We start from the raw sequence: 16765 nt of genomic DNA on the forward strand, positions 1-16765 counted from the left end.
GGCCGGCTTAACTCAGGCGTTAGGCATACACCAATCAACAAAGTCGTGATGGAGTCAAATGCGCTACTTCTACGGATTCATCTGGTTCATTGTCATTTCTTTCGCCACCTCGCTGATCTTGAACATGGGGATCATGGCTTATTTGCATTTCAGCGGTGCTATCGACATTGCGAATCCCCCTCCAGGCGCTGATGGATTCGCATTCGGTCAATCGCTCGGAAAACTGACAAATCCAATCAGCTTTCTTGTTGGCTTGATTTCCGCGATTGTCGGCACCTCCAAAGAAAAACTTCCAGGCACCAAAAGAAAGATCGAAGTGAAACGAGCGCCCATCAAGTATGACCACCCGAATTGACGAGCGTATGCCTAACAATTCGTTCAAGCCGAGCCCGCTTCGCGGTCTCGGACGTGACCGGACCGCATCGGGCGGGCCGGCTTAACTCAGGCGTTAGGTGCCAATGGACAAATCATCGCGATTCATTTCCTTGGTTGCCTTGCAGCTCTGCATTCCTGCGGTTGTGTACTTCCTAGTCGGGCTCTACAGCGGGGGCACGATAGGCATCGCGGATCTGTTTGCAAACTACTTGTTCATGGCTGCTCCGCACCTGCTACTTAGTCTGCTAGCTATTCGACCAAACGCTCGTCGCCCGACACTGATCTGGGGACTTTCGTTTCTTAACGCGCTGCTAGTTGCGTTTCAGCTCTGGGTTCTGCACGCAGTTCCCTCACGAGAGTCCGGGCTCGCCTGGATTTTTTACCTTCCACTCTGGAGCCTGGCTCTTGCAGCCCTTGCGATTGCCTGGGTCGTGGTCAAGTACAGTGGGCCCACGCGCAAAAGCTCTGCCGGAGAATCGCGTGGCACCTAACAATTCGTTCAAGCCGAGCCCGCTTCGCGGCCTCGGCAGAGCGCCGTAAGATGGTCACTCAGCCGTGGCCGCGCAGCGGGCCGGCTTAACTCAGGCGTTAGGTTTTGTGACCAACAATCTCGCCACTTCACCCTTGACTCGGATCCTTGCAATCCCTTTCGGCCTTTTCTTTGCTGCACTGGGAACCATCGCACTGCTCTCGGTCTTGGGCGTACTTAAAAGCAGCGTACCTACTACTTACACCTACCAAGTGTTCGGAGTCTGCGCCTCGGCAGTATTTATCGCTTCAGGCATCGGTGTCGCACTCTATGGTCTCGGACTGCATCGGGTAGCTGCCCAATTGGCCGGTCTCGCTCTGCTATTTTTCCTGATCACCTTCAACTGGATTGCCTTTGGCCCTGGTGATCGGAAGTTCACAACCAAGACATCCTCCAGCTTTTCAAAAGTAGTGGTGCGCCCCGCGTCAGAGCTGGAAGGGCGGCTCGTTTTTGGTCTTGTAGCCCTCCTGATGGACTCGATCCTGATCTATGGGCTCGTGAAAGGTCGTCGCAACAAAACCTAACAATTCGTTCAAGCCGACACCGCTTCGCGGCGTCGGCAAAGTCCCGTAGGATTGTGACTCTGCCGCCGCCGCAAAGCGGTGCGGCTTAACTCAGGCGTTAGCGCCCATGAAGCAGATCACTGGACTGACCATTTCTTTTATTGTTCTGGGCCTGACAGGCTGCATGAACGATCAGACCAAAGCGATGGCCGAGGTTTGCCAACAGATACTGGAGCAGACTGACCAGACCGCTCCTGTTACCTTCATCGAGGATGCGGAGTCTCGCATTGCTTCACTTAGCAAGCCTCAGAACAAGCTTTTGACCTATGCGCGGGACCTGCAGGATCCAGAGGCCATGACGTACAAGCCTTTGCTTGAACAATGCCTTTCACAAGTCAAACAGCGCCAGGCATCATCGTCCGGGCGCTAACAATTCGTTCAAGCCGAGCCCGCTTCGCGGTCTCGGACCGACCGGAACCGCATCGGGCGGGCCGGCTTAACTCAGGCGTTAGCCCTCAGCAGCAGACATGACCGCGACCCCAGACTGGTTCGGTAGAGCCGAAGAAGCAACCCCGGTTGTGATGTCACGCATTGCCAATGTCGTGATGAACACTGCCATGGCGCCGCAGGTCAACTTCCTACCAAGGATGGCCCACTGGTTTCTTCTTGACTCACTACTTCTCGCGAACCAAGCCAATCGAGAAGGGATGCACGCGAACGCTCTCTCGCTGACCAGGCAATGCATTGAGTCAATCAGCGTGATAGAGCTTGGTCTTTGCGGGCACGCGCAAGCTGAGGCAATGCTCCACAAGTGGGAGAGCGACGATCTAAGCCCCGGCAAGCTGAGAGCTTGGCTTGAGGCGAACGTATGGTCATCGTATGGCTCTGGCTTGTGGCATGAGCCATGGCCACAGTTTATGAGGCAGTTCGCTGCAGCACTGCAACCATACGCTCACTACTCCGCGCCGCTTTCGCAGTGGCAAGTGAAGCTACTAGATGGACCCGCAAATGATCCAACTGAAACGGGCAGCATTATCAAGCTGATCCAAGTTGGACCTCGCGCCTATGACGCGCAGAAAGCTACACGAATTACTCTGTTCCATGCCATCGTCACATACGTTTTAGGGCGCATCCTGCTTGCCGCAGGAGCGGATGAAGAGCTGTCCGTTACCGTCAATCGTCTCGGCAAGTCGTTGAGCGAATCTAAGTATCTCGACGGGCACCAGACAGATTGGAGCCAACAGTTCTGGGCAATGGTTTGGCGGCAAGATGGCCGCACCATACTTGAGTAAGCTGAGGGCTAACAATTCGTTCAAGCCGAGACCGCTTCGCGGCCTCGGCGTCGGTTGCTAGGATTGAACCACCGCCGTGGCCGCAAAGCGGCCCGGCTTAACTCAGGCGTTAGCCCACAATTGCAGGTTCAGTATGGCTCGCCGAAAAGTCCTCAAGTCCGTCGCTCACAATACAGCCGCGTCGTTCACAAGCTTGATGAACTACGCGGCTGACGACTATGTTTTAGGGTCATTGCTGACAAATGCCAGATCGACTGGTCAGACCCACTACTTCATTGACTTCGTTACACGAGAAGCATCCAAGATATTTGAGCAGCCACCTTTCACATTCGTGTTTGATGGCTATATGAAGATGTTCTGGGACAATGTGACCCTGCAGGGCTCTGATCCATCACTTGTTTCGACGGCTCGCCTAGAGTTGGATTTTGATCTTTCTCAGACGCGCCCATCACGGTATGCAAATGTTCTAGAAAGCCCGTATGTATGCACGCTTGAGCTTCGTGATGACCGCGGCGTTGATTACAGCCACTCCGTGCGGGACTGGTGGTTTCCTGAGCCACTCCCGCACCAAGTTGGGTTTCGCGGATTCATTCACCGGATCTGGTCACGGCTTGTGGGCTAACAATTCGTTCAAGCCGAGCCCGCTTCGCGGTCTCGGCGCCAACCGGTTCGCATCGGGCGGGCCGGCTTAACTCAGGCGTTAGGCCGCATGAAAGAATCGTTCTCGCAAGCGGAAATTTGTGAGAAGTACGGGTCACTGCTTGACCCTCCCGGAGCGGATCAACGTCTTGGCATCGCGCTTTCAACGCTAGGTCTCTTGCCTCTCAATGCGTTGCGACACCAAGCTGAGAATGGCACGTGCGGCTGGTACATCTGGGGTGGTGAACTCTTGGACGCACCGGACTTCTTCGCACCCTTGCACTTCAATCACTTGGCCGAATACGCGCCCGCGCTTATTCCATTCATGGGACTTTCGCCAGGCTGGCGCGTACTCCTGGCTCCAGGCCAAACAGACGTCTGGTACGACCCAGCATTACTTTCTGTGTAGCCTGCGGCCTAACAATTCGTTCAAGCCGAGCCCGCTTCGCGGCCTCGGCGCCGGTTTGTATGATTGAACCCACGCCGTGGCCGCAAAGCGGCCCGGCTTAACTCAGGCGTTAGGCCGCCCAGATCATCGCCAAAAGCACGGCCATATGATTTATCACCGCAAATGTGCGGAATTTCGCTTGCGGGATAACTCGTTAATTGCGCTAAGCTCTTGATACGCAACGGGCTTCGGCTGTCGCTATCCCGTTCAAACCTGAACATGCAGGCGATATCCTACAAATTCACTGACTACTAGGCGTTAGATTTCACCATGCAGCTACCCGGACGCCGACCGTTCTACAAGTACATGACCCCAGACGCGGCATTGGCGACGCTAGAGCATAAGAGTGTCCGGTATAGCTCGCCGCTTCGCTTCAACGATCCTTTCGATCATCAGACGTGCCTGCATCTCGACTTTGATCTCAAAGATTTCCCGCGCAAGCTCTTGGGAAAAATTGAGTACTTGGTACGGAATCCTCAGATTCCTATTCTCGAAGAGTCAGGACCTGTCTTTGAACTCATAGCTCTCATGCGAGCAAAGCTTCCTACGCATGGATTTCCAGGTGAAGCCTTCGCTAAGGAATCTCTTTCAATCTTCTCAGAGGGAGCGAACGAGATTGAACGAACCAGGGCTATGTTTCAGTCTCACTGGGAAGAATCACTGAAGGCCAACCGCACCTTCTGCGTTACTGAAGAACACACAAACCTACTCATGTGGGCTCACTACGCAAAAGACCATACAGGAGCTGTTCTAGAGCTCTGGTCACTCCCGGAAGAAGATAACGCCCTGTCAGTTTCACGCCCAGTTGAATATACAAAGACTCCGCCGTCATTCTTCACAGAGAACGAGTTTCTTGATTATTTCTGCGGAGTATCAGCACTAGACCTCCCAGCCCTCACTAGACGGGCTGTCCATACAAAGAGTGACCACTGGAACTATGAAAAGGAGTGGCGCGTGTATTACCCACTCTCTGACAAACCCGGACTCTATGAAGACGTGTCTCTTAGACCATCAGAATTCAGGGGTATCTATTTCGGCTGCAGGGCCGAGCCGGATTTCATAGAAAAAGCAAGCAAGCTTGTGAGCTCACACTTCCCGCATGTTAAGACTTATCGCTCTCACCGGCTAACTTCAGCTTACGAGCTCTCTTTCAGTGAAATCTAACAATTCGTTCAAGCCGAGACCGCTGCGCGGCCTCGGCGTCGTGCCGTAAATTGTCACACCGCCGTGGCCGCGCAGCGGTCCGGCTTAACTCAGGCGTTAGCATGCAGAGCAACACCTACCTCTCCATAGAAAATAAGATAGCCCACAACCTTGGGGTTATCGTTCTTGCCTCTCAGGAGATTGAATCGACACTAAAATTTCTTACCTCTGTGCTCGGAGAGGACGAGAATTATTCTGTCATGCAACGCTACAACCGCATCAAGAAAAAGCCGCTTGGCGAGATGACCACTCTTTTCGCCTCCAAGGCAGAGAGGGGTGGCCGAGAAGTTAAGAAGCTTCTGAAGAAGTACGTGAATATTCGAAATGAAGTAGTTCACCACTTCGTCGAAACGTACTCAAAAGAGCTGACTAGCGGTGATAAGCAAGCGATCGTTTTTGATCTAGCTTCACGTGCTTTGAAGCTTCAATCGATCGCAGGTCAGCTGAAAGTGTTCGCGGCTCAAGTCGCCGACACCATACTCAATGAAGACCGGCCTGCATGCTAACAATTCGTTCAAGCCGAGCCCGCTTCGCGGTCTCGGACCAGCCGAGTCGCATCGGGCGGGCCGGCTTAACTCAGGCGTTAGCGCCCATGAAGCAGATCACTGGACTGACCATTTCTTTTATTGTTCTGGGCCTGACAGGCTGCATGAACGATCAGACCAAAGCGATGGCCGAGGTTTGCCAACAGATACTGGAGCAGACTGACCAGACCGCTCCTGTTACCTTCATCGAGGATGCGGAGTCTCGCATTGCTTCACTTAGCAAGCCTCAGAACAAGCTTTTGACCTATGCGCGGGACCTGCAGGATCCAGAGGCCATGACGTACAAGCCTTTGCTTGAACAATGCCTTTCACAAGTCAAACAGCGCCAGGCATCATCGTCCGGGCGCTAACAATTCGTTCAAGCCGAGCCCGCTTCGCGGTCTCGGACCGACCGGAACCGCATCGGGCGGGCCGGCTTAACTCAGGCGTTAGGCGCTTATGTTGGAGTCTACGTCCATCGTCATGTGAAGAATTCGCACGATCAGCAACTCGTCTTCACTCAGATGTTTGTAATAGATGACGTGCCCGCCATGCGGGAACTTCCGGTAGCCCTCACGGATGTCATCGCACGCACGTCCCATCAATGGGTTCTTCGCCAGAGCATGGAACACCTGATCCACTTCTTTCAGGTAGGTATTTCGCTGGCGGACACCCCAGCGCTCCTGCGTGTATCTCGCGATCGACTTTAGATCCGCCTGGGCGGACCTAGTGAGATCGAACTTTCTCATTTCTGCTCAGAGTCCAGCTCAGAAATAAGCGAGTCATAGCTGTACTTGGCCCGACCGCTACGCTCACCGGCAATCAGGGCATTTCGCAGAACTTCGAGTTTGCTCTCGGTTGTCTCAAGCAAACGCAAGCCCGCCCGCACGACCTCGCTAGCAGAGCCGTATCGGCCGCTATCAACTTGACCCGCAATGAATTGCTCAAAGTGGTCACCCAAGCTGACACTGGTATTTCTGGCCATTGCGTCCTCCTAACTTGTACCAATTATTGGTACAGCAAGAACCGACTGTCAAGCGACGCGCCTAACAATTCGTTCAAGCCGAGTCCGCTTCGCGGCCTCGGCAAATGGCCGCTATGATTCAGCCACTTGCCGTGGCCGCTACGCTGCCCGGCTTAACTCAGGCGTTAGGTTGCAGACAAACAGATGCGCATTCCCACCTTGATTCTGACGCTTCTCGTTGCAGCTTCTGCCGCCGCTGCAGAACGTGACTTTTCTGGTCAATGGACTATTGATATCCGATCTCCAGAGGCAGTCAAACAAAACAAAGATTGCGGCTTTGCTTCATTTGACTTGAAGCAGGTCGGAGACAGAATTACCGGCACGCATACATTTGCGACAAGTGGTTGCGGCCGTATCAACGACAGCGGGCCAGTCACAGGAATCCTCGTCAGCCCAAAGAAAGCCGTACTTATCGTAACTAGCGCAAGAAACGGCGACATCGCTTATGGCATTGCAATTCTTTTGCCTGACCATGATCTCGACTGGAAAACGATTGAATATGTGCGTGAATCAGGCGGAGACTCGCCATTGATTCTTGGGAAAGGGCGCTTGCATCCCGGCAAATAAGGCAGCAACCTAACAATTCGCTCAAGCCGACTCCGCTTCGTTCCGGCCACGCCGTGGCAGAAAAAGCTTGCCACGGCGTGGCCTCCACTACACTACGCGTCTTAGCTCAGGCGTTAGGGCCCATGAAAGAGTTGTTCGCAAGCGCTCCGCCCTACTTCCTGGCAGTCGCAATCGTCTCGATCACCGTTGCCTATGTTCTATCAGAACGGTTTTTCAAGGCGCTAACCCGAGCTCATCCTGAGTTGTCCGACTCATTTAAGACAAGGCATTTGCTCGTCATTTACGGTGGAACAACGCCTGCCAAGTTTCGCTACTTGAATTCCAAAACGTTCAACTCTCTGCAAGATGCCAACCTTCGCCGCATGGGAAATCATGCCTACATCGCACTTGCCGTTTACGCTGTATCGTTCTTGGCATTTCTTCTGTCAGTACTCGCTTGGGCCTCAGCGCGTGGGCCCTAACAATTCGTTCAAGCCGAGCCCGCTTCGCGGTCTCGGACGTGACCGGTTCGCATCGGGCGGGCCGGCTTAACTCAGGCGTTAGGCACAGCATGAAAACAAGCTCGGTTGTTGGAAAACTGCTCGCATTTGTCCTTGCGATCTTTGGTTCTTCCTCATGCGCTAATACGGCAACGCCGACTCAAGGATCGCCGCAAGAACTTCTCGCAGCCGTCACAAAGTCGAATGTCCGCGACTTCTGGACAAACGACTTTGGTAGAGAAAAGCGGAGTGGTGGCTATTCGGTGATCGTCCCCACCGAGAGAGCCGAGGCGTTCCTTAAATCGATCCGGGAGCAATTGCCCGCTGGATATGTCGCTTTTGTTGGGACCACCAACAACCTTGATGACCCTAAGATCAAAGGCGCTGAAATTGTCTTGGCTCCAGGCCAAGATCAGTTTGACATCATCCGACTTGCAACCACGGACGCTGTCAACTATGACAAAACTACTGATCAGATCATTGAGGAGCTCAAGCAGTGGGACTCTCAGTTCGGGATTGATATCTGGCAAGCCGAGACCGACACCGTTCAACTGAAGCTGAAGTCCCTTCCAAAGGATCTTCCAAACTTCTCGCAGAAGGTCTACGACTTCTGCCCAGACATCGTTGACCAAGGCGTCGGTGACATTGAGTCCCTTCAGGCCGCCATCAAACAGGAACGAGCGATCTTTCTCTGGTGGGACTAGTCGCCCTGTGCCTAACAATTCGTTCAAGCCGAGCCCGCTTCGCGGTCTCGGACCGACCGGAACCGCATCGGGCGGGCCGGCTTAACTCAGGCGTTAGGCAGCACCAGACCAAAGTTCTCAGAACTTGCTGGGTGGAACCAATCTCTTCCCCGCCTTGCCGCACCTGATCCTCGCCACATACTCCGTGCAGCCTGAGAGCGGCTGCACTCCGTCTGTGGTTGTGGCGTCTCGCGAACAGCATTCGGGCACACAGAACTCAGTTCTGTGTAGCCAGCACGGTTCGCTTGCAGACTTGTGAAATTTTTACGGCCGCAGCAAGAGCATCGCTGGCTGCTGCCTAACAATTCGTTCAAGCCGAGTCCGCTTCGCGGCCTCGGCAAATGGCCGCTATGATTCAGCCACTTGCCGTGGCCGCTACGCTGCCCGGCTTAACTCAGGCGTTAGACCTTTGACTACAGAGTCTGGCAAACCGGGAAAGCTGGAAAAGCTCATCGCCGTCTACGAGCATTTCGGCCAAGAGATCGCGGCAATTCCCGATCCATGGGCCTCAAAGCTTGCCAAGCAGTCCAATGCAGTTCGAACCACTGTGGACAGGACACTCGGCAAGGAACCCGGCGCCACAAAGAGCCAGTTTGCTGCCGGTCTTGAGCAAGGGCTTCGGGACACACCGGATTTCATTGCAATGGCCTCTCCAGAGTGGCGAGCTCACGTTGCAAAAGCATTGAATAATGCGGTGCAGACCGCTTACCCCGAGTTCCTCGCTAAAGACGCAGAACGCCTGGAGAAGATCCGGGACCGCGGAAAGATCAAGACGGATTCTGAGTACTACCTCATCAGGCACAAGATCGACGTTCTCGAAGGCAGCGGCGACACTAAGCTCCTGATGGATTTCTACGCTCTTGTGGATTCCTTTGGGTCAAAGGTCTAACAATTCGTTCAAGCCGAGCCCGCTTCGCGGCCTCGGCGCCGGCTCGTATGATTGAACCACCGCCGTGGCCGCGCAGCGGCCCGGCTTAACTCAGGCGTTAGGCCGCAGAATCCAATCTACTTGACAGTCCATATTTAGACTAGTTACAATAGGCTATGTGGCGAATCGAAGAACATCGGCAAGCGGACAAAGAACTCTCCTCTGGCCGGATTCCCGTCGAGATCCTGAAGCGCTACGAGAAATGGAAAGACATTGCCATGCTGTCGGGGCCTCACGGGCTTCGCGCCATCAAAGGATTTCGTGATGAAGCCCTCTCCGGTGATTGGAAAGGCTACCGTTCATCCAGACTCAACGAGCAATGGCGGGTCATCTACCAGGTTGTTGCGGACGCCCTACTGGTCCAGGTTGTTCGCGTGACACCCCATGACTATCGGAGAAATTGATATGCGTAAATTCATCCCGGCAAAAAAGCGTGTTGATGTAACCCCGGGTGAGTCTGTGCGCATCATTCGTGAGTTGCAGGGCCTTACTCAGACTCAGCTCTCTGAGGAGTGCGGCATTCCCCAGACGACCATTTCCGGCATTGAGACCGGCCGAGTCAATCTCGGTGTTGAGCGCGCCAAGACGCTGGCAACTGCCCTGCATGTCCACCCGGCTGTTCTTGTGTTCCCGGGCTGGCAACTTGAGTCTGCGGCCTAACAATTCCTTCAAGTCGACGCCGCTTCGCGGCGCGACTTAAGTCAGGCGTTAGGCCTCCACATGAAAGTCCATCCGCCACTCACACCCTGCATGCGCTACGCGTTCAAGCTATTCGCCTTTCTCTATGTCTTCCTCTTTGGCGCGATGGCTGTCACCCGCCTCGTCAAAGGCCTGCCCGTAGTCGAGTCGATACCTTCGGACCTGTGGATACTTGTTGTCGCACTCCTTGCTATTCCTACTGTTCTGGCTCTTTTGTATACGTCGGCGCTCGTGTTTGGGCTTGGAGCTTCGACCAGTATGGCTTGAAGGGCAGAAGCTATTGGGGGCGCCGAGTCGAGATTCGCTGGCCAGATGTTCGTGATGTTCGAGCCACATCAGTTGAGGGAATTCCTGCGTTGCTGATAGGGTCACGATCGAGCAAGTCGGAGATTTTCGCCTACACACTAGGCGTGGACCTCCGCGAAATTCACACCGAACTAGTACGTCGCGCAGGCCAGGAGCATATTCTCACGCAATGCTTTGAGCCAGTTCCGGCCTAACAATTCGTTCAAGCCGAGCCCGCTTCGCGGTCTCGGATCAGCCGAGTCGCATCGGGCGGGCCGGCTTAACTCAGGCGTTAGGCCCCATGAAAAGAAGTCGCCTACTCAGTGTTTCCATCTGCGCACTTCTGCTAGTTGGGTGCAACACGATTCATTCGATTTCGGAACAAGATCAATTTCGCGGAATCGTCGGCGAAGATGTAAAGACTGTTCGACCAGTTTTGCTATGGCGCCTGTCAGAACCGTGGCGATTCGAGCCTGACATTGCTTTCCAACTTTACGACGAAAATAGTGGCAACTCTCGGGGAGAATGGCTTCCTATCGGTACGACGATCAAAATTCTTGAGATCAACCGGTATCTGACCAGTGAGGCCGGGCCGTGGGTCGGAGTCGTCGGCACAATCAACTCTCCAAAAAGTGGACTAGTAAAATTCATATACACGTGGCCATCGCATGGATACGCTCTTGAACGTGCAGTATGGGAAGGAGATCAAACTCCTAGCAGCCGTCCTTCACGGGCTCTGCGTTAGCGCTGGGGCCTAACAATTCGTTCAAGCCGAGCCCGCTTCGCGGTCTCGGACCAGCCGAGTCGCATCGGGCGGGCCGGCTTAACTCAGGCGTTAGGTTGCACAAAGACCATGTCGCAAATTGCGTTCAGCAAAGACGAGAAAGAGATCATCGTCCGCAAGATCCAACTGTACTTCTCTGAAGAACTGAAGCAGAAGATTGGGCAATTTGACGCAGAGTTCCTCCTGGACTTCTTTTCCCAGGAAGTCGGCGCCTACTTCTACAACCGAGGACTTTATGACGCGCAAGCTGCTGTCAGCGCTAAGCTTGACGACATACAAGACGCCATCTATCAGCTTGAGCAGCACACAGATTTCAAGCGCTAAAAGCGTGCAACCTAACAATTCGTTCAAGCCGAGCCCGCTTCGCGGTCTCGGACGCAGCCGGTTCGCATCGGGCGGGCCGGCTTAACTCAGGCGTTAGGTCGCCCAGATCATCGCCAAGAGCAGGCAATACGATTTATCGCCGCAAATATGCGGAATTTCGCTTGCGGGATAACTCGTTAATTGCGCTAAGCTCTTGATGCACAACGGGCTTCAGCTGTCGCTATCCCGTTCAAACCTGAACAAGCAGGCGATATCCTGCAAGTTCACTGACTACTAGGCGTTAGCGCGCCAACAAAGGAGTGCTATGAGCCGGGAAGACTACGTAGCAATCGGTGCACGACTCTTCGCAATCTATGTTGGCGTTCACACCATTCTGCAAATCCCATCTTCAATTCAAATGCTTAAAAGCCCAGACGGAATGTCTTGGGCCTGGCTTTACGCCTTGGCGCTAGTTCTGTCCTTAGCCATATGCGCGTTCCTTTGGAAGTTCCCGCTCACAGTCGCTCGCAAGCTCCTTCCTGTAATGAAGGAAGCACGATCCGAGCAAACTGTTGACTCGTCTGTCGGCCTTTCGATCGGGATCACACTGATCGGTGTCTGGCTAATAGGCCAAGGCCTCTTGGATTCAATCTATTGGCTCGCCATGATCATTCGTACAACCAGTTTGGTCAGCTCAAAGAACTATGGATTTGAGTGGCAACCCGACGACATCGCATCCATGGTCTTAGCTGGCTTTGAGCTTCTGATCGGAGGCTGGTTAGTACTCGGCAGCTCTGGCGTTAAGAGACTCATCTACAAATTCCGTTACGGTTCTCAATAGCGCGCTAACAATTCGTTCAAGCCGAGCCCGCTTCGCGGTCTCGGACCGACCGGATCCGCATCGGGCGGGCCGGCTTAACTCAGGCGTTAGGTCTCACATGAGATATCTCGTTCTCTTGATCGTTCTTCTGCCAAGCCTTGCATGGGCCGATACATTTCGCACAGGCGTCAAGGTTGCCTGCAACACGGCAGATGACAGTCTAAGAATTAGCTATGTAGGTGCCTACAACGAGGCCGGCGAAGCGCTCATCAATTCTCTAGACCAGACTGGTGTTGCTACCGACGACTTGGTGAGAACGGATGGTGACAGCCTAATCACCCAGATTCTAACCAAAGCGTGGGAGTGCAAACTCTCAGACGGGATCTACAACATTGTTGTTGGTGGCGCTCCTGGAAACATGAAGATCGGTGGCAGATGTGGCGCGCATTTGTCGGCTTGGGTGGAGATTTCGCACGACGGAGTAACGTTTCCTCACACCGTTTTCCATGATGATTGCCACCTAAGCAAAACCGTCATTACAGAGATCCTCGTTCGTGCCGGCAGCAAGTCAATGCAATTGACAGAGATTCCAGTTGATAGATGGTGGCAGTGAGACCTAACAATTCGTTCAAGCCGAGTCCGCTTCGCGGCCTCGGCAGAGCGCCGTAAGATTGTCACTCTGCCGCGGCCGCTACGCTCCCCGGCTTAACTCAGGCGTTAGGTGCCATGAAGATTACGGTCGCGCTTCTCATGGCAATAGCCCTGACCGGCTGCGGGGCCTCCCGCGCAGAAAAGCAGCAGCAAGACTTTTTTGAAGTCCAGGCCTACTCGTACTTGAAGCGCGACATGAAAGAACAGGAAATCCTGTCATGGGCCGAGCAGCATAAGCTCAGTAGAGTCTCAGACGGATCCAAAGACATCATTCTCTTTGCGCCCGGCATCACCACACGTTGGCCACACTTCCCTTGCGCCAAAACGTTTACGCAGATCCGCATCAAGCTCACAGATAGCAACGGCTTGGCGTCGTATCAGCTTGGGCGTGGCGGCATCTGCTTGTAGCCGTGTGGCCGGCACCTAACAATTCATTCAAGCCGACGCCGCTTCGCGGCGCGGCTTAATTCAGGCGTTAGCTGGGTGCAGACAGGCGTTCAGTAGGTCAAGGCTAAGAGCCCGTAGTTCGCGCGGTTGCTCTTCGAAAATTTTGGCCTGTTTTCTCCATTAGATTCGCAAGAGCGGCTTGCCGGCCTGGACCAAAGGCAGTGCCGGGCGCTTTACGTTGTTCAAGGTAGAGCCGCAGGCAAGGTTCCGCAGCTGCTTACCCATCTAACAATTCGTCCAAGCCGACACCGCTTCGCGGCGTCGGCAGACTCCCGCTAAGATTGTGACTCTGCCGCCGCCGCAAATCGGCGCGGCTTAACTCAGGCGTTAGGCAGCGAACAGCAGTGATTCGTGACCTTCCACAGTTGCTCGCAAGCATGGAGCCTTCACTCAATCCAGGCACCTATGCGTTTGTCGTTGCGCCCGTTGATTACCAAATTCCACCGGATCAGATCATCGCTTCTGTTCGCGAGCCGGAAGGCCAGTCCCTCGTCATTCCAGAGCAACTCGCACATGAGTGTGGTTTGCCGGTCACCTACTCCGCAGCTTGGATCACGCTCACAGTCCACTCGGACCTTGCCGCTGTTGGCTTGACCGCCGCATTTGCTGGCGCGCTCGGCCAAGCTGGCATCAGCTGCAATGTCATCGCTGGCGTCCATCACGATCATTTGTTCGTGCCCGCTCACCAAGCGCAGCAGGCCATGGCTGTGCTGTTTGATCTGCAAAGAGCCGCTGCCTAACAATTCGTTCAAGCCGAGACCGCTGCGCGGCCTCGGCAAAGTCCCGTAGGATTGTGACTCTGCCGTGGCCGCGCAGCGGTCCGGCTTAACTCAGGCGTTAGGCGGCGCCAGGCCAAAATCTTTTCAACGTGAAGATGGCCTTCTCATGCAACAGCGCACTTCGCATGTCTCGTCGGCCACATACTCCGTGCAGCCTGAAAGCGGCTGCACTCCGTCTGCGGTCGGAGGTTCGGGTCAACAGCATTGCAGGCGCACAGAACCAGTTCTGTGCAGCTGGCCGGGATTCGATCGCTGTCTTGTGAAAAATTCACAGTGCCCAGCAAAAGCATCGCTGGTCAGCCGCCTAACAATTCGCTCAAGCCGACTCCGCTTCGTTCCGGCCACGCCGTGGCAGAAAAAGCTTGCCACGGCGTGACCTCCACTACACTACGCGTCTTAGCTCAGGCGTTATGCGCGGCCGGAGAAGAGTCTTTGGCTGGGCCAAGACCTTCGGCATGAGCAGGTCGCCGCGCGGGACCGCGTGGAAGAGACTCCCTACGTTCGGCAGTCGCTTCGGCCACACTCTCGCCTAAGCTCGCCAGAGCCAAGGCAGGCAACGCAGCCGCCATTTGCCTTCGCCCGTCCAGGCGGATTCCCGCATCCCAAGCCCGATCGCCTTAAGATCACTCGCGTCAATCGGCTTCGTTGCGCAGCCCCACTGCATAACGAGTCATTCAAGCCGACGCCGCTTCGCGACGTCGTGGTAACGTCCTTGCATCCGTCCGCTCCTGCTTCGGCCACACTTCCGCAGCGGCGCGGCTTAACTCAGGCGTTAGCCGTCAGATTTGGAGATCCTCTATGTTTTGGGAGAAAACGGTTGAGTACGCTTTCTTATGGAGAGCGGCGCAAGCTGAGATCGTGGATTTTGCCTCACCTATGTCAGGCAAACAGGAGAGGGGCGCAGGCGACGCAATATTTGGCAAAGACGCAAAACTACTTCTAATCGAGTTCAAAGCGTCAATTGATGATTTGAAAACTGAAAGAGATAAGTTCGATGACTATCCAACTGCAAAGGAGCTGCTAGGAAATTCGGATGACCATCATTTCTTCGTATATGGCAGAAAAGATGAATCAAGATTGGCTTTAGGCCTGCAAAATTTCTTTAGTGAAAAAACGATCAATTTTACCGATATTCATAAATATTCAGCAGGCCAGATTTTTTTCAAAAAGTACTTGCTTCAATTTCTTGCATTAAGAAAGCGCGACGAGCGCGGCGCTGGAAAAATTCAACTTTCAGACTACACGAGCATCATCGGATTCAATCTAGACAATAAAATTGTTCAAGCCTGCACCCTTTCTGAGTATGCTCAGCACATTTTCCCAAGCATTATGAATGAGTTCGAGATTACCGAGAATTCCGACTCACCTGGCATGAAGCCAAGAATGTGACGGCTAACAATTCGTTCAAGCCGAGCCCGCTTCGCGGCCTCGGCAGGGCATCGTAAGATTGTGCCTCTGCCGCGGCCGCAAATCGGCCCGGCTTAACTCAGGCGTTAGGCCTTGCCAGTGAGACTTCAGTAGCAACGGCAGCTCAACGTAGTTTTCTCGCAATGTTCCGCGCCGCTACGCTCGCGCTCCACCCACCACAGCTCACCTTCGTTTCGTTCAAGGCTGGGCACGCCAGATTTCATCAGGCGTTGCCGGTGCGGTCTCTCGCTTCGTTCCTTGACCCCTGGCGGTTCGCACGCAGGCGTACGCGGCAACAAGCCCTGCCGCGCGTACCTGCGTGCGAGTGTGAGATTTTTACGGGTGAACAGTCGTTTGCAGGAAGAGCAAAGGCTGGTCTACGGCCTAACAATTCGTTCAAGCCGAGTCCGCTTCGCGGCCTCGACGGCGGCCCGCTATGATTGAGCCACCGTCGTGGCCGCTACGCTGCCCGGCTTAACTCAGGCGTTAGGCGGCGCACGACCCATGTCGCGACTGATTTTTTCCTTCGCCCTACTCTCACTTACGCTGGCAGGCTGCTTTGGAAGTGATCCAAAGTACACCGAGTACTTTCCCGAGGCGAACGGCGACAAACCAGACATCTTTGAGTTGAGCTTCGTGCAGGTATGCGAGAGCCGTCGGGAAGCGTTTAATGGGGCTGCACGCTTTGCTCGTCGATATCATTTCCTGCAGGAGCGCATCGCAGAACCGGACAGTCGAATTGGCTCTGTGTACACTTCCGGCGCTCCAATGCGTGCGCACCTCATGGTGGAACAACTCCATGAACAGCTTTATCGTATCAGCCTTTCTACGTTTCATGGCTTTCCAACGGATTTAGTTCTGGCGGCGCGCACCTTTAACTTCTGTAGCGCAGAAGGGCCGCCGCCTAACAATTCATTCAAGCCGAACCCGCTTCGCGGGTCGGCTTAATTCAGGCGTTAGGCGCTAATGTTCAAATTGCTCGCACTATTCATCGCACTGTTTGCAGCCCAGTTGGCGCCCAGAGCTTCCAGTCAGGATTTGTCTGCGGAACAGAGAGAAGAACTCCGTTCTTTGTTAACCGGCTATTCCGTTGCAATCAGGGATCTAATCGTCGACCGACTGACCCCAGTTCCATGGCAGGGCAAGGGTGCTTGTACTGTTGAGCTCACCCAGCTACCTGGCGGCCAAGTGATTCGTGCAAGTTTGTCTGATTGTGAATTTCCGGAAGATATTCAGAATCAGGTAATCGCGCGACTAGAAACGATGAACACTCCATACCAAGGCTTTGAACGTGTGTTCCGGAGAACTTTTACTATCCGTCTCCGATAGTATCCAA

The 16765-nt window shown here is 54.3% G+C and carries 25 protein-coding genes; 23 read left to right on the plus strand and 2 right to left on the minus strand.

The genetic code is table 11. From position 1 onward, the window contains the following. The first annotated feature begins 58 nt into the window (after window positions 1-58). The 9 genes from FHQ07_RS03660 (at window position 59) to FHQ07_RS03700 (ending at window position 5884) form a co-directional block, all read left to right on the plus strand. Window positions 59-355 (plus strand): hypothetical protein, encoded by a 297-nt coding sequence (locus FHQ07_RS03660; RefSeq protein WP_139715398.1) that lies wholly within the window; start codon window positions 59-61, stop codon window positions 353-355. A gap of 575 nt (window positions 356-930) precedes the next feature. Next, window positions 931-1428 (plus strand): hypothetical protein, encoded by a 498-nt coding sequence (locus FHQ07_RS03665; RefSeq protein WP_139715399.1) that lies wholly within the window; start codon window positions 931-933, stop codon window positions 1426-1428. Between the two features lie 106 nt (window positions 1429-1534). Continuing rightward, on the plus strand, window positions 1535-1837 hold the full coding sequence (locus tag FHQ07_RS03670) for a hypothetical protein (protein WP_139715400.1): 303 nt from the start codon (window positions 1535-1537) through the stop codon (window positions 1835-1837). A 97-nt stretch (window positions 1838-1934) separates the two neighbouring features. Beyond that, entirely contained in the window at window positions 1935-2699 is a 765-nt protein-coding gene (locus tag FHQ07_RS03675) for a hypothetical protein (RefSeq protein ID WP_139715401.1), read from the plus strand. 196 nt (window positions 2700-2895) lie between these two features. Then, complete coding sequence (locus FHQ07_RS03680) at window positions 2896-3321, plus strand: hypothetical protein (protein ID WP_139715402.1); 426 nt, start codon at window positions 2896-2898, stop codon at window positions 3319-3321. A gap of 87 nt (window positions 3322-3408) precedes the next feature. After that, on the plus strand, window positions 3409-3747 hold the full coding sequence (locus FHQ07_RS14705) for an immunity protein Imm33 domain-containing protein (protein WP_139715403.1): 339 nt from the start codon (window positions 3409-3411) through the stop codon (window positions 3745-3747). Between the two features lie 309 nt (window positions 3748-4056). Then, a complete protein-coding gene (locus FHQ07_RS03690) occupies window positions 4057-4950 on the plus strand; it encodes a DUF2971 domain-containing protein (RefSeq protein ID WP_139715404.1) in 894 nt (297 codons plus the stop codon). Window positions 4951-5051: 101 nt separating this feature from the next. Continuing rightward, entirely contained in the window at window positions 5052-5495 is a 444-nt protein-coding gene (locus FHQ07_RS03695; RefSeq protein ID WP_139715405.1) for a hypothetical protein, read from the plus strand. Between the two features lie 86 nt (window positions 5496-5581). After that, the gene (locus tag FHQ07_RS03700; RefSeq protein WP_139715400.1) at window positions 5582-5884 is read left to right on the plus strand and encodes a hypothetical protein; all 303 of its coding nucleotides are present in this window, start codon (window positions 5582-5584) and stop codon (window positions 5882-5884) included. A gap of 78 nt (window positions 5885-5962) precedes the next feature. On the opposite strand, the gene FHQ07_RS03705 is transcribed toward FHQ07_RS03700, so the two are convergent. Beyond that, window positions 5963-6262, minus strand: coding sequence for a type II toxin-antitoxin system RelE/ParE family toxin (locus tag FHQ07_RS03705; RefSeq protein WP_139715406.1), 300 nt, complete (start codon window positions 6260-6262; stop codon window positions 5963-5965). After that, entirely contained in the window at window positions 6259-6498 is a 240-nt protein-coding gene (locus FHQ07_RS03710; RefSeq protein WP_139715407.1) for a type II toxin-antitoxin system ParD family antitoxin, read from the minus strand. Before FHQ07_RS03710 ends, FHQ07_RS03705 begins: the two co-directional genes overlap by 4 nt. A 183-nt stretch (window positions 6499-6681) precedes the next feature. Between FHQ07_RS03710 and FHQ07_RS03715 the strand changes: the two genes are divergently transcribed. The 14 genes from FHQ07_RS03715 to FHQ07_RS03780 all read left to right on the plus strand — a co-directional run bounded on the left by FHQ07_RS03715 (window position 6682) and on the right by FHQ07_RS03780 (window position 16377). Continuing rightward, window positions 6682-7104: a hypothetical protein gene (locus FHQ07_RS03715; protein WP_139715374.1), complete on the plus strand. Its 423-nt coding sequence runs from the start codon at window positions 6682-6684 to the stop codon at window positions 7102-7104. A 122-nt stretch (window positions 7105-7226) separates the two neighbouring features. Next, window positions 7227-7565 carry a hypothetical protein gene (locus tag FHQ07_RS03720; protein ID WP_139715408.1) on the plus strand — a complete coding sequence of 113 codons (339 nt, stop codon included), beginning with the start codon at window positions 7227-7229 and terminating at the stop codon, window positions 7563-7565. A gap of 89 nt (window positions 7566-7654) precedes the next feature. After that, window positions 7655-8287, plus strand: a complete 633-nt coding sequence (locus FHQ07_RS03725) for a DUF4253 domain-containing protein (RefSeq protein WP_139715409.1) — start codon at window positions 7655-7657, stop codon at window positions 8285-8287. Window positions 8288-8735: 448 nt separating this feature from the next. Beyond that, window positions 8736-9215 carry a hypothetical protein gene (locus FHQ07_RS03730; protein ID WP_139715410.1) on the plus strand — a complete coding sequence of 160 codons (480 nt, stop codon included), beginning with the start codon at window positions 8736-8738 and terminating at the stop codon, window positions 9213-9215. Between the two features lie 155 nt (window positions 9216-9370). Further along, entirely contained in the window at window positions 9371-9658 is a 288-nt protein-coding gene (locus tag FHQ07_RS03735) for a type II toxin-antitoxin system RelE/ParE family toxin (RefSeq protein ID WP_139715411.1), read from the plus strand. A 1-nt stretch (window position 9659) separates the two neighbouring features. Then, entirely contained in the window at window positions 9660-9914 is a 255-nt protein-coding gene (locus FHQ07_RS03740) for a helix-turn-helix domain-containing protein (RefSeq protein ID WP_139715412.1), read from the plus strand. 90 nt (window positions 9915-10004) lie between these two features. Further along, on the plus strand, window positions 10005-10220 hold the full coding sequence (locus tag FHQ07_RS03745; protein ID WP_139715413.1) for a hypothetical protein: 216 nt from the start codon (window positions 10005-10007) through the stop codon (window positions 10218-10220). A gap of 871 nt (window positions 10221-11091) precedes the next feature. Next, window positions 11092-11346, plus strand: coding sequence for a DUF2164 domain-containing protein (locus FHQ07_RS03750; protein ID WP_139715414.1), 255 nt, complete (start codon window positions 11092-11094; stop codon window positions 11344-11346). Between the two features lie 304 nt (window positions 11347-11650). Continuing rightward, window positions 11651-12166 carry a hypothetical protein gene (locus tag FHQ07_RS03755; RefSeq protein ID WP_139715415.1) on the plus strand — a complete coding sequence of 172 codons (516 nt, stop codon included), beginning with the start codon at window positions 11651-11653 and terminating at the stop codon, window positions 12164-12166. Between the two features lie 97 nt (window positions 12167-12263). After that, window positions 12264-12758 (plus strand): hypothetical protein, encoded by a 495-nt coding sequence (locus FHQ07_RS03760; protein ID WP_139715416.1) that lies wholly within the window; start codon window positions 12264-12266, stop codon window positions 12756-12758. A 113-nt stretch (window positions 12759-12871) separates the two neighbouring features. Continuing rightward, on the plus strand, window positions 12872-13204 hold the full coding sequence (locus tag FHQ07_RS03765) for a hypothetical protein (protein WP_139715417.1): 333 nt from the start codon (window positions 12872-12874) through the stop codon (window positions 13202-13204). Window positions 13205-13620: 416 nt separating this feature from the next. Further along, complete coding sequence (locus tag FHQ07_RS03770) at window positions 13621-13983, plus strand: ACT domain-containing protein (protein WP_206202347.1); 363 nt, start codon at window positions 13621-13623, stop codon at window positions 13981-13983. Between the two features lie 837 nt (window positions 13984-14820). After that, entirely contained in the window at window positions 14821-15411 is a 591-nt protein-coding gene (locus FHQ07_RS03775; protein ID WP_139715419.1) for a hypothetical protein, read from the plus strand. 471 nt (window positions 15412-15882) lie between these two features. After that, window positions 15883-16377: a hypothetical protein gene (locus tag FHQ07_RS03780; RefSeq protein WP_139715420.1), complete on the plus strand. Its 495-nt coding sequence runs from the start codon at window positions 15883-15885 to the stop codon at window positions 16375-16377. Window positions 16378-16765 lie beyond the last annotated feature (388 nt).

Origin of the sequence: Thermomonas aquatica (assembly GCF_006337105.1) — a bacterium.
GTDB classification, from domain to species: domain Bacteria; phylum Pseudomonadota; class Gammaproteobacteria; order Xanthomonadales; family Xanthomonadaceae; genus Thermomonas; species Thermomonas aquatica.

Bases quoted from the DNA above. Each gene is read 5' to 3' on its own strand.
- FHQ07_RS03755 (WP_139715415.1), top strand. From the start codon at position 11,651: ATGAGCCGGGAAGACTACGTAGCAATCGGTGCACGACTCTTCGCAATC.
- FHQ07_RS03710 (WP_139715407.1), bottom strand. From the start codon at position 6,498: ATGGCCAGAAATACCAGTGTCAGCTTGGGTGACCACTTTGAGCAATTC.
- FHQ07_RS03660 (WP_139715398.1), top strand. From the start codon at position 59: ATGCGCTACTTCTACGGATTCATCTGGTTCATTGTCATTTCTTTCGCC.
- FHQ07_RS03745 (WP_139715413.1), top strand. From the start codon at position 10,005: ATGCGCTACGCGTTCAAGCTATTCGCCTTTCTCTATGTCTTCCTCTTT.
- FHQ07_RS03735 (WP_139715411.1), top strand. From the start codon at position 9,371: ATGTGGCGAATCGAAGAACATCGGCAAGCGGACAAAGAACTCTCCTCT.
- FHQ07_RS03720 (WP_139715408.1), top strand. From the start codon at position 7,227: ATGAAAGAGTTGTTCGCAAGCGCTCCGCCCTACTTCCTGGCAGTCGCA.
- FHQ07_RS03705 (WP_139715406.1), bottom strand. From the start codon at position 6,262: ATGAGAAAGTTCGATCTCACTAGGTCCGCCCAGGCGGATCTAAAGTCG.
- FHQ07_RS03700 (WP_139715400.1), top strand. From the start codon at position 5,582: ATGAAGCAGATCACTGGACTGACCATTTCTTTTATTGTTCTGGGCCTG.
- FHQ07_RS03725 (WP_139715409.1), top strand. From the start codon at position 7,655: ATGAAAACAAGCTCGGTTGTTGGAAAACTGCTCGCATTTGTCCTTGCG.
- FHQ07_RS03760 (WP_139715416.1), top strand. From the start codon at position 12,264: ATGAGATATCTCGTTCTCTTGATCGTTCTTCTGCCAAGCCTTGCATGG.
- FHQ07_RS03690 (WP_139715404.1), top strand. From the start codon at position 4,057: ATGCAGCTACCCGGACGCCGACCGTTCTACAAGTACATGACCCCAGAC.
- FHQ07_RS03740 (WP_139715412.1), top strand. From the start codon at position 9,660: ATGCGTAAATTCATCCCGGCAAAAAAGCGTGTTGATGTAACCCCGGGT.
- FHQ07_RS03680 (WP_139715402.1), top strand. From the start codon at position 2,896: ATGAACTACGCGGCTGACGACTATGTTTTAGGGTCATTGCTGACAAAT.
- FHQ07_RS03775 (WP_139715419.1), top strand. From the start codon at position 14,821: ATGTTTTGGGAGAAAACGGTTGAGTACGCTTTCTTATGGAGAGCGGCG.
- FHQ07_RS03765 (WP_139715417.1), top strand. From the start codon at position 12,872: ATGAAGATTACGGTCGCGCTTCTCATGGCAATAGCCCTGACCGGCTGC.
- FHQ07_RS14705 (WP_139715403.1), top strand. From the start codon at position 3,409: ATGAAAGAATCGTTCTCGCAAGCGGAAATTTGTGAGAAGTACGGGTCA.
- FHQ07_RS03715 (WP_139715374.1), top strand. From the start codon at position 6,682: ATGCGCATTCCCACCTTGATTCTGACGCTTCTCGTTGCAGCTTCTGCC.
- FHQ07_RS03750 (WP_139715414.1), top strand. From the start codon at position 11,092: ATGTCGCAAATTGCGTTCAGCAAAGACGAGAAAGAGATCATCGTCCGC.
- FHQ07_RS03670 (WP_139715400.1), top strand. From the start codon at position 1,535: ATGAAGCAGATCACTGGACTGACCATTTCTTTTATTGTTCTGGGCCTG.
- FHQ07_RS03695 (WP_139715405.1), top strand. From the start codon at position 5,052: ATGCAGAGCAACACCTACCTCTCCATAGAAAATAAGATAGCCCACAAC.
- FHQ07_RS03770 (WP_206202347.1), top strand. From the start codon at position 13,621: ATGGAGCCTTCACTCAATCCAGGCACCTATGCGTTTGTCGTTGCGCCC.
- FHQ07_RS03675 (WP_139715401.1), top strand. From the start codon at position 1,935: ATGACCGCGACCCCAGACTGGTTCGGTAGAGCCGAAGAAGCAACCCCG.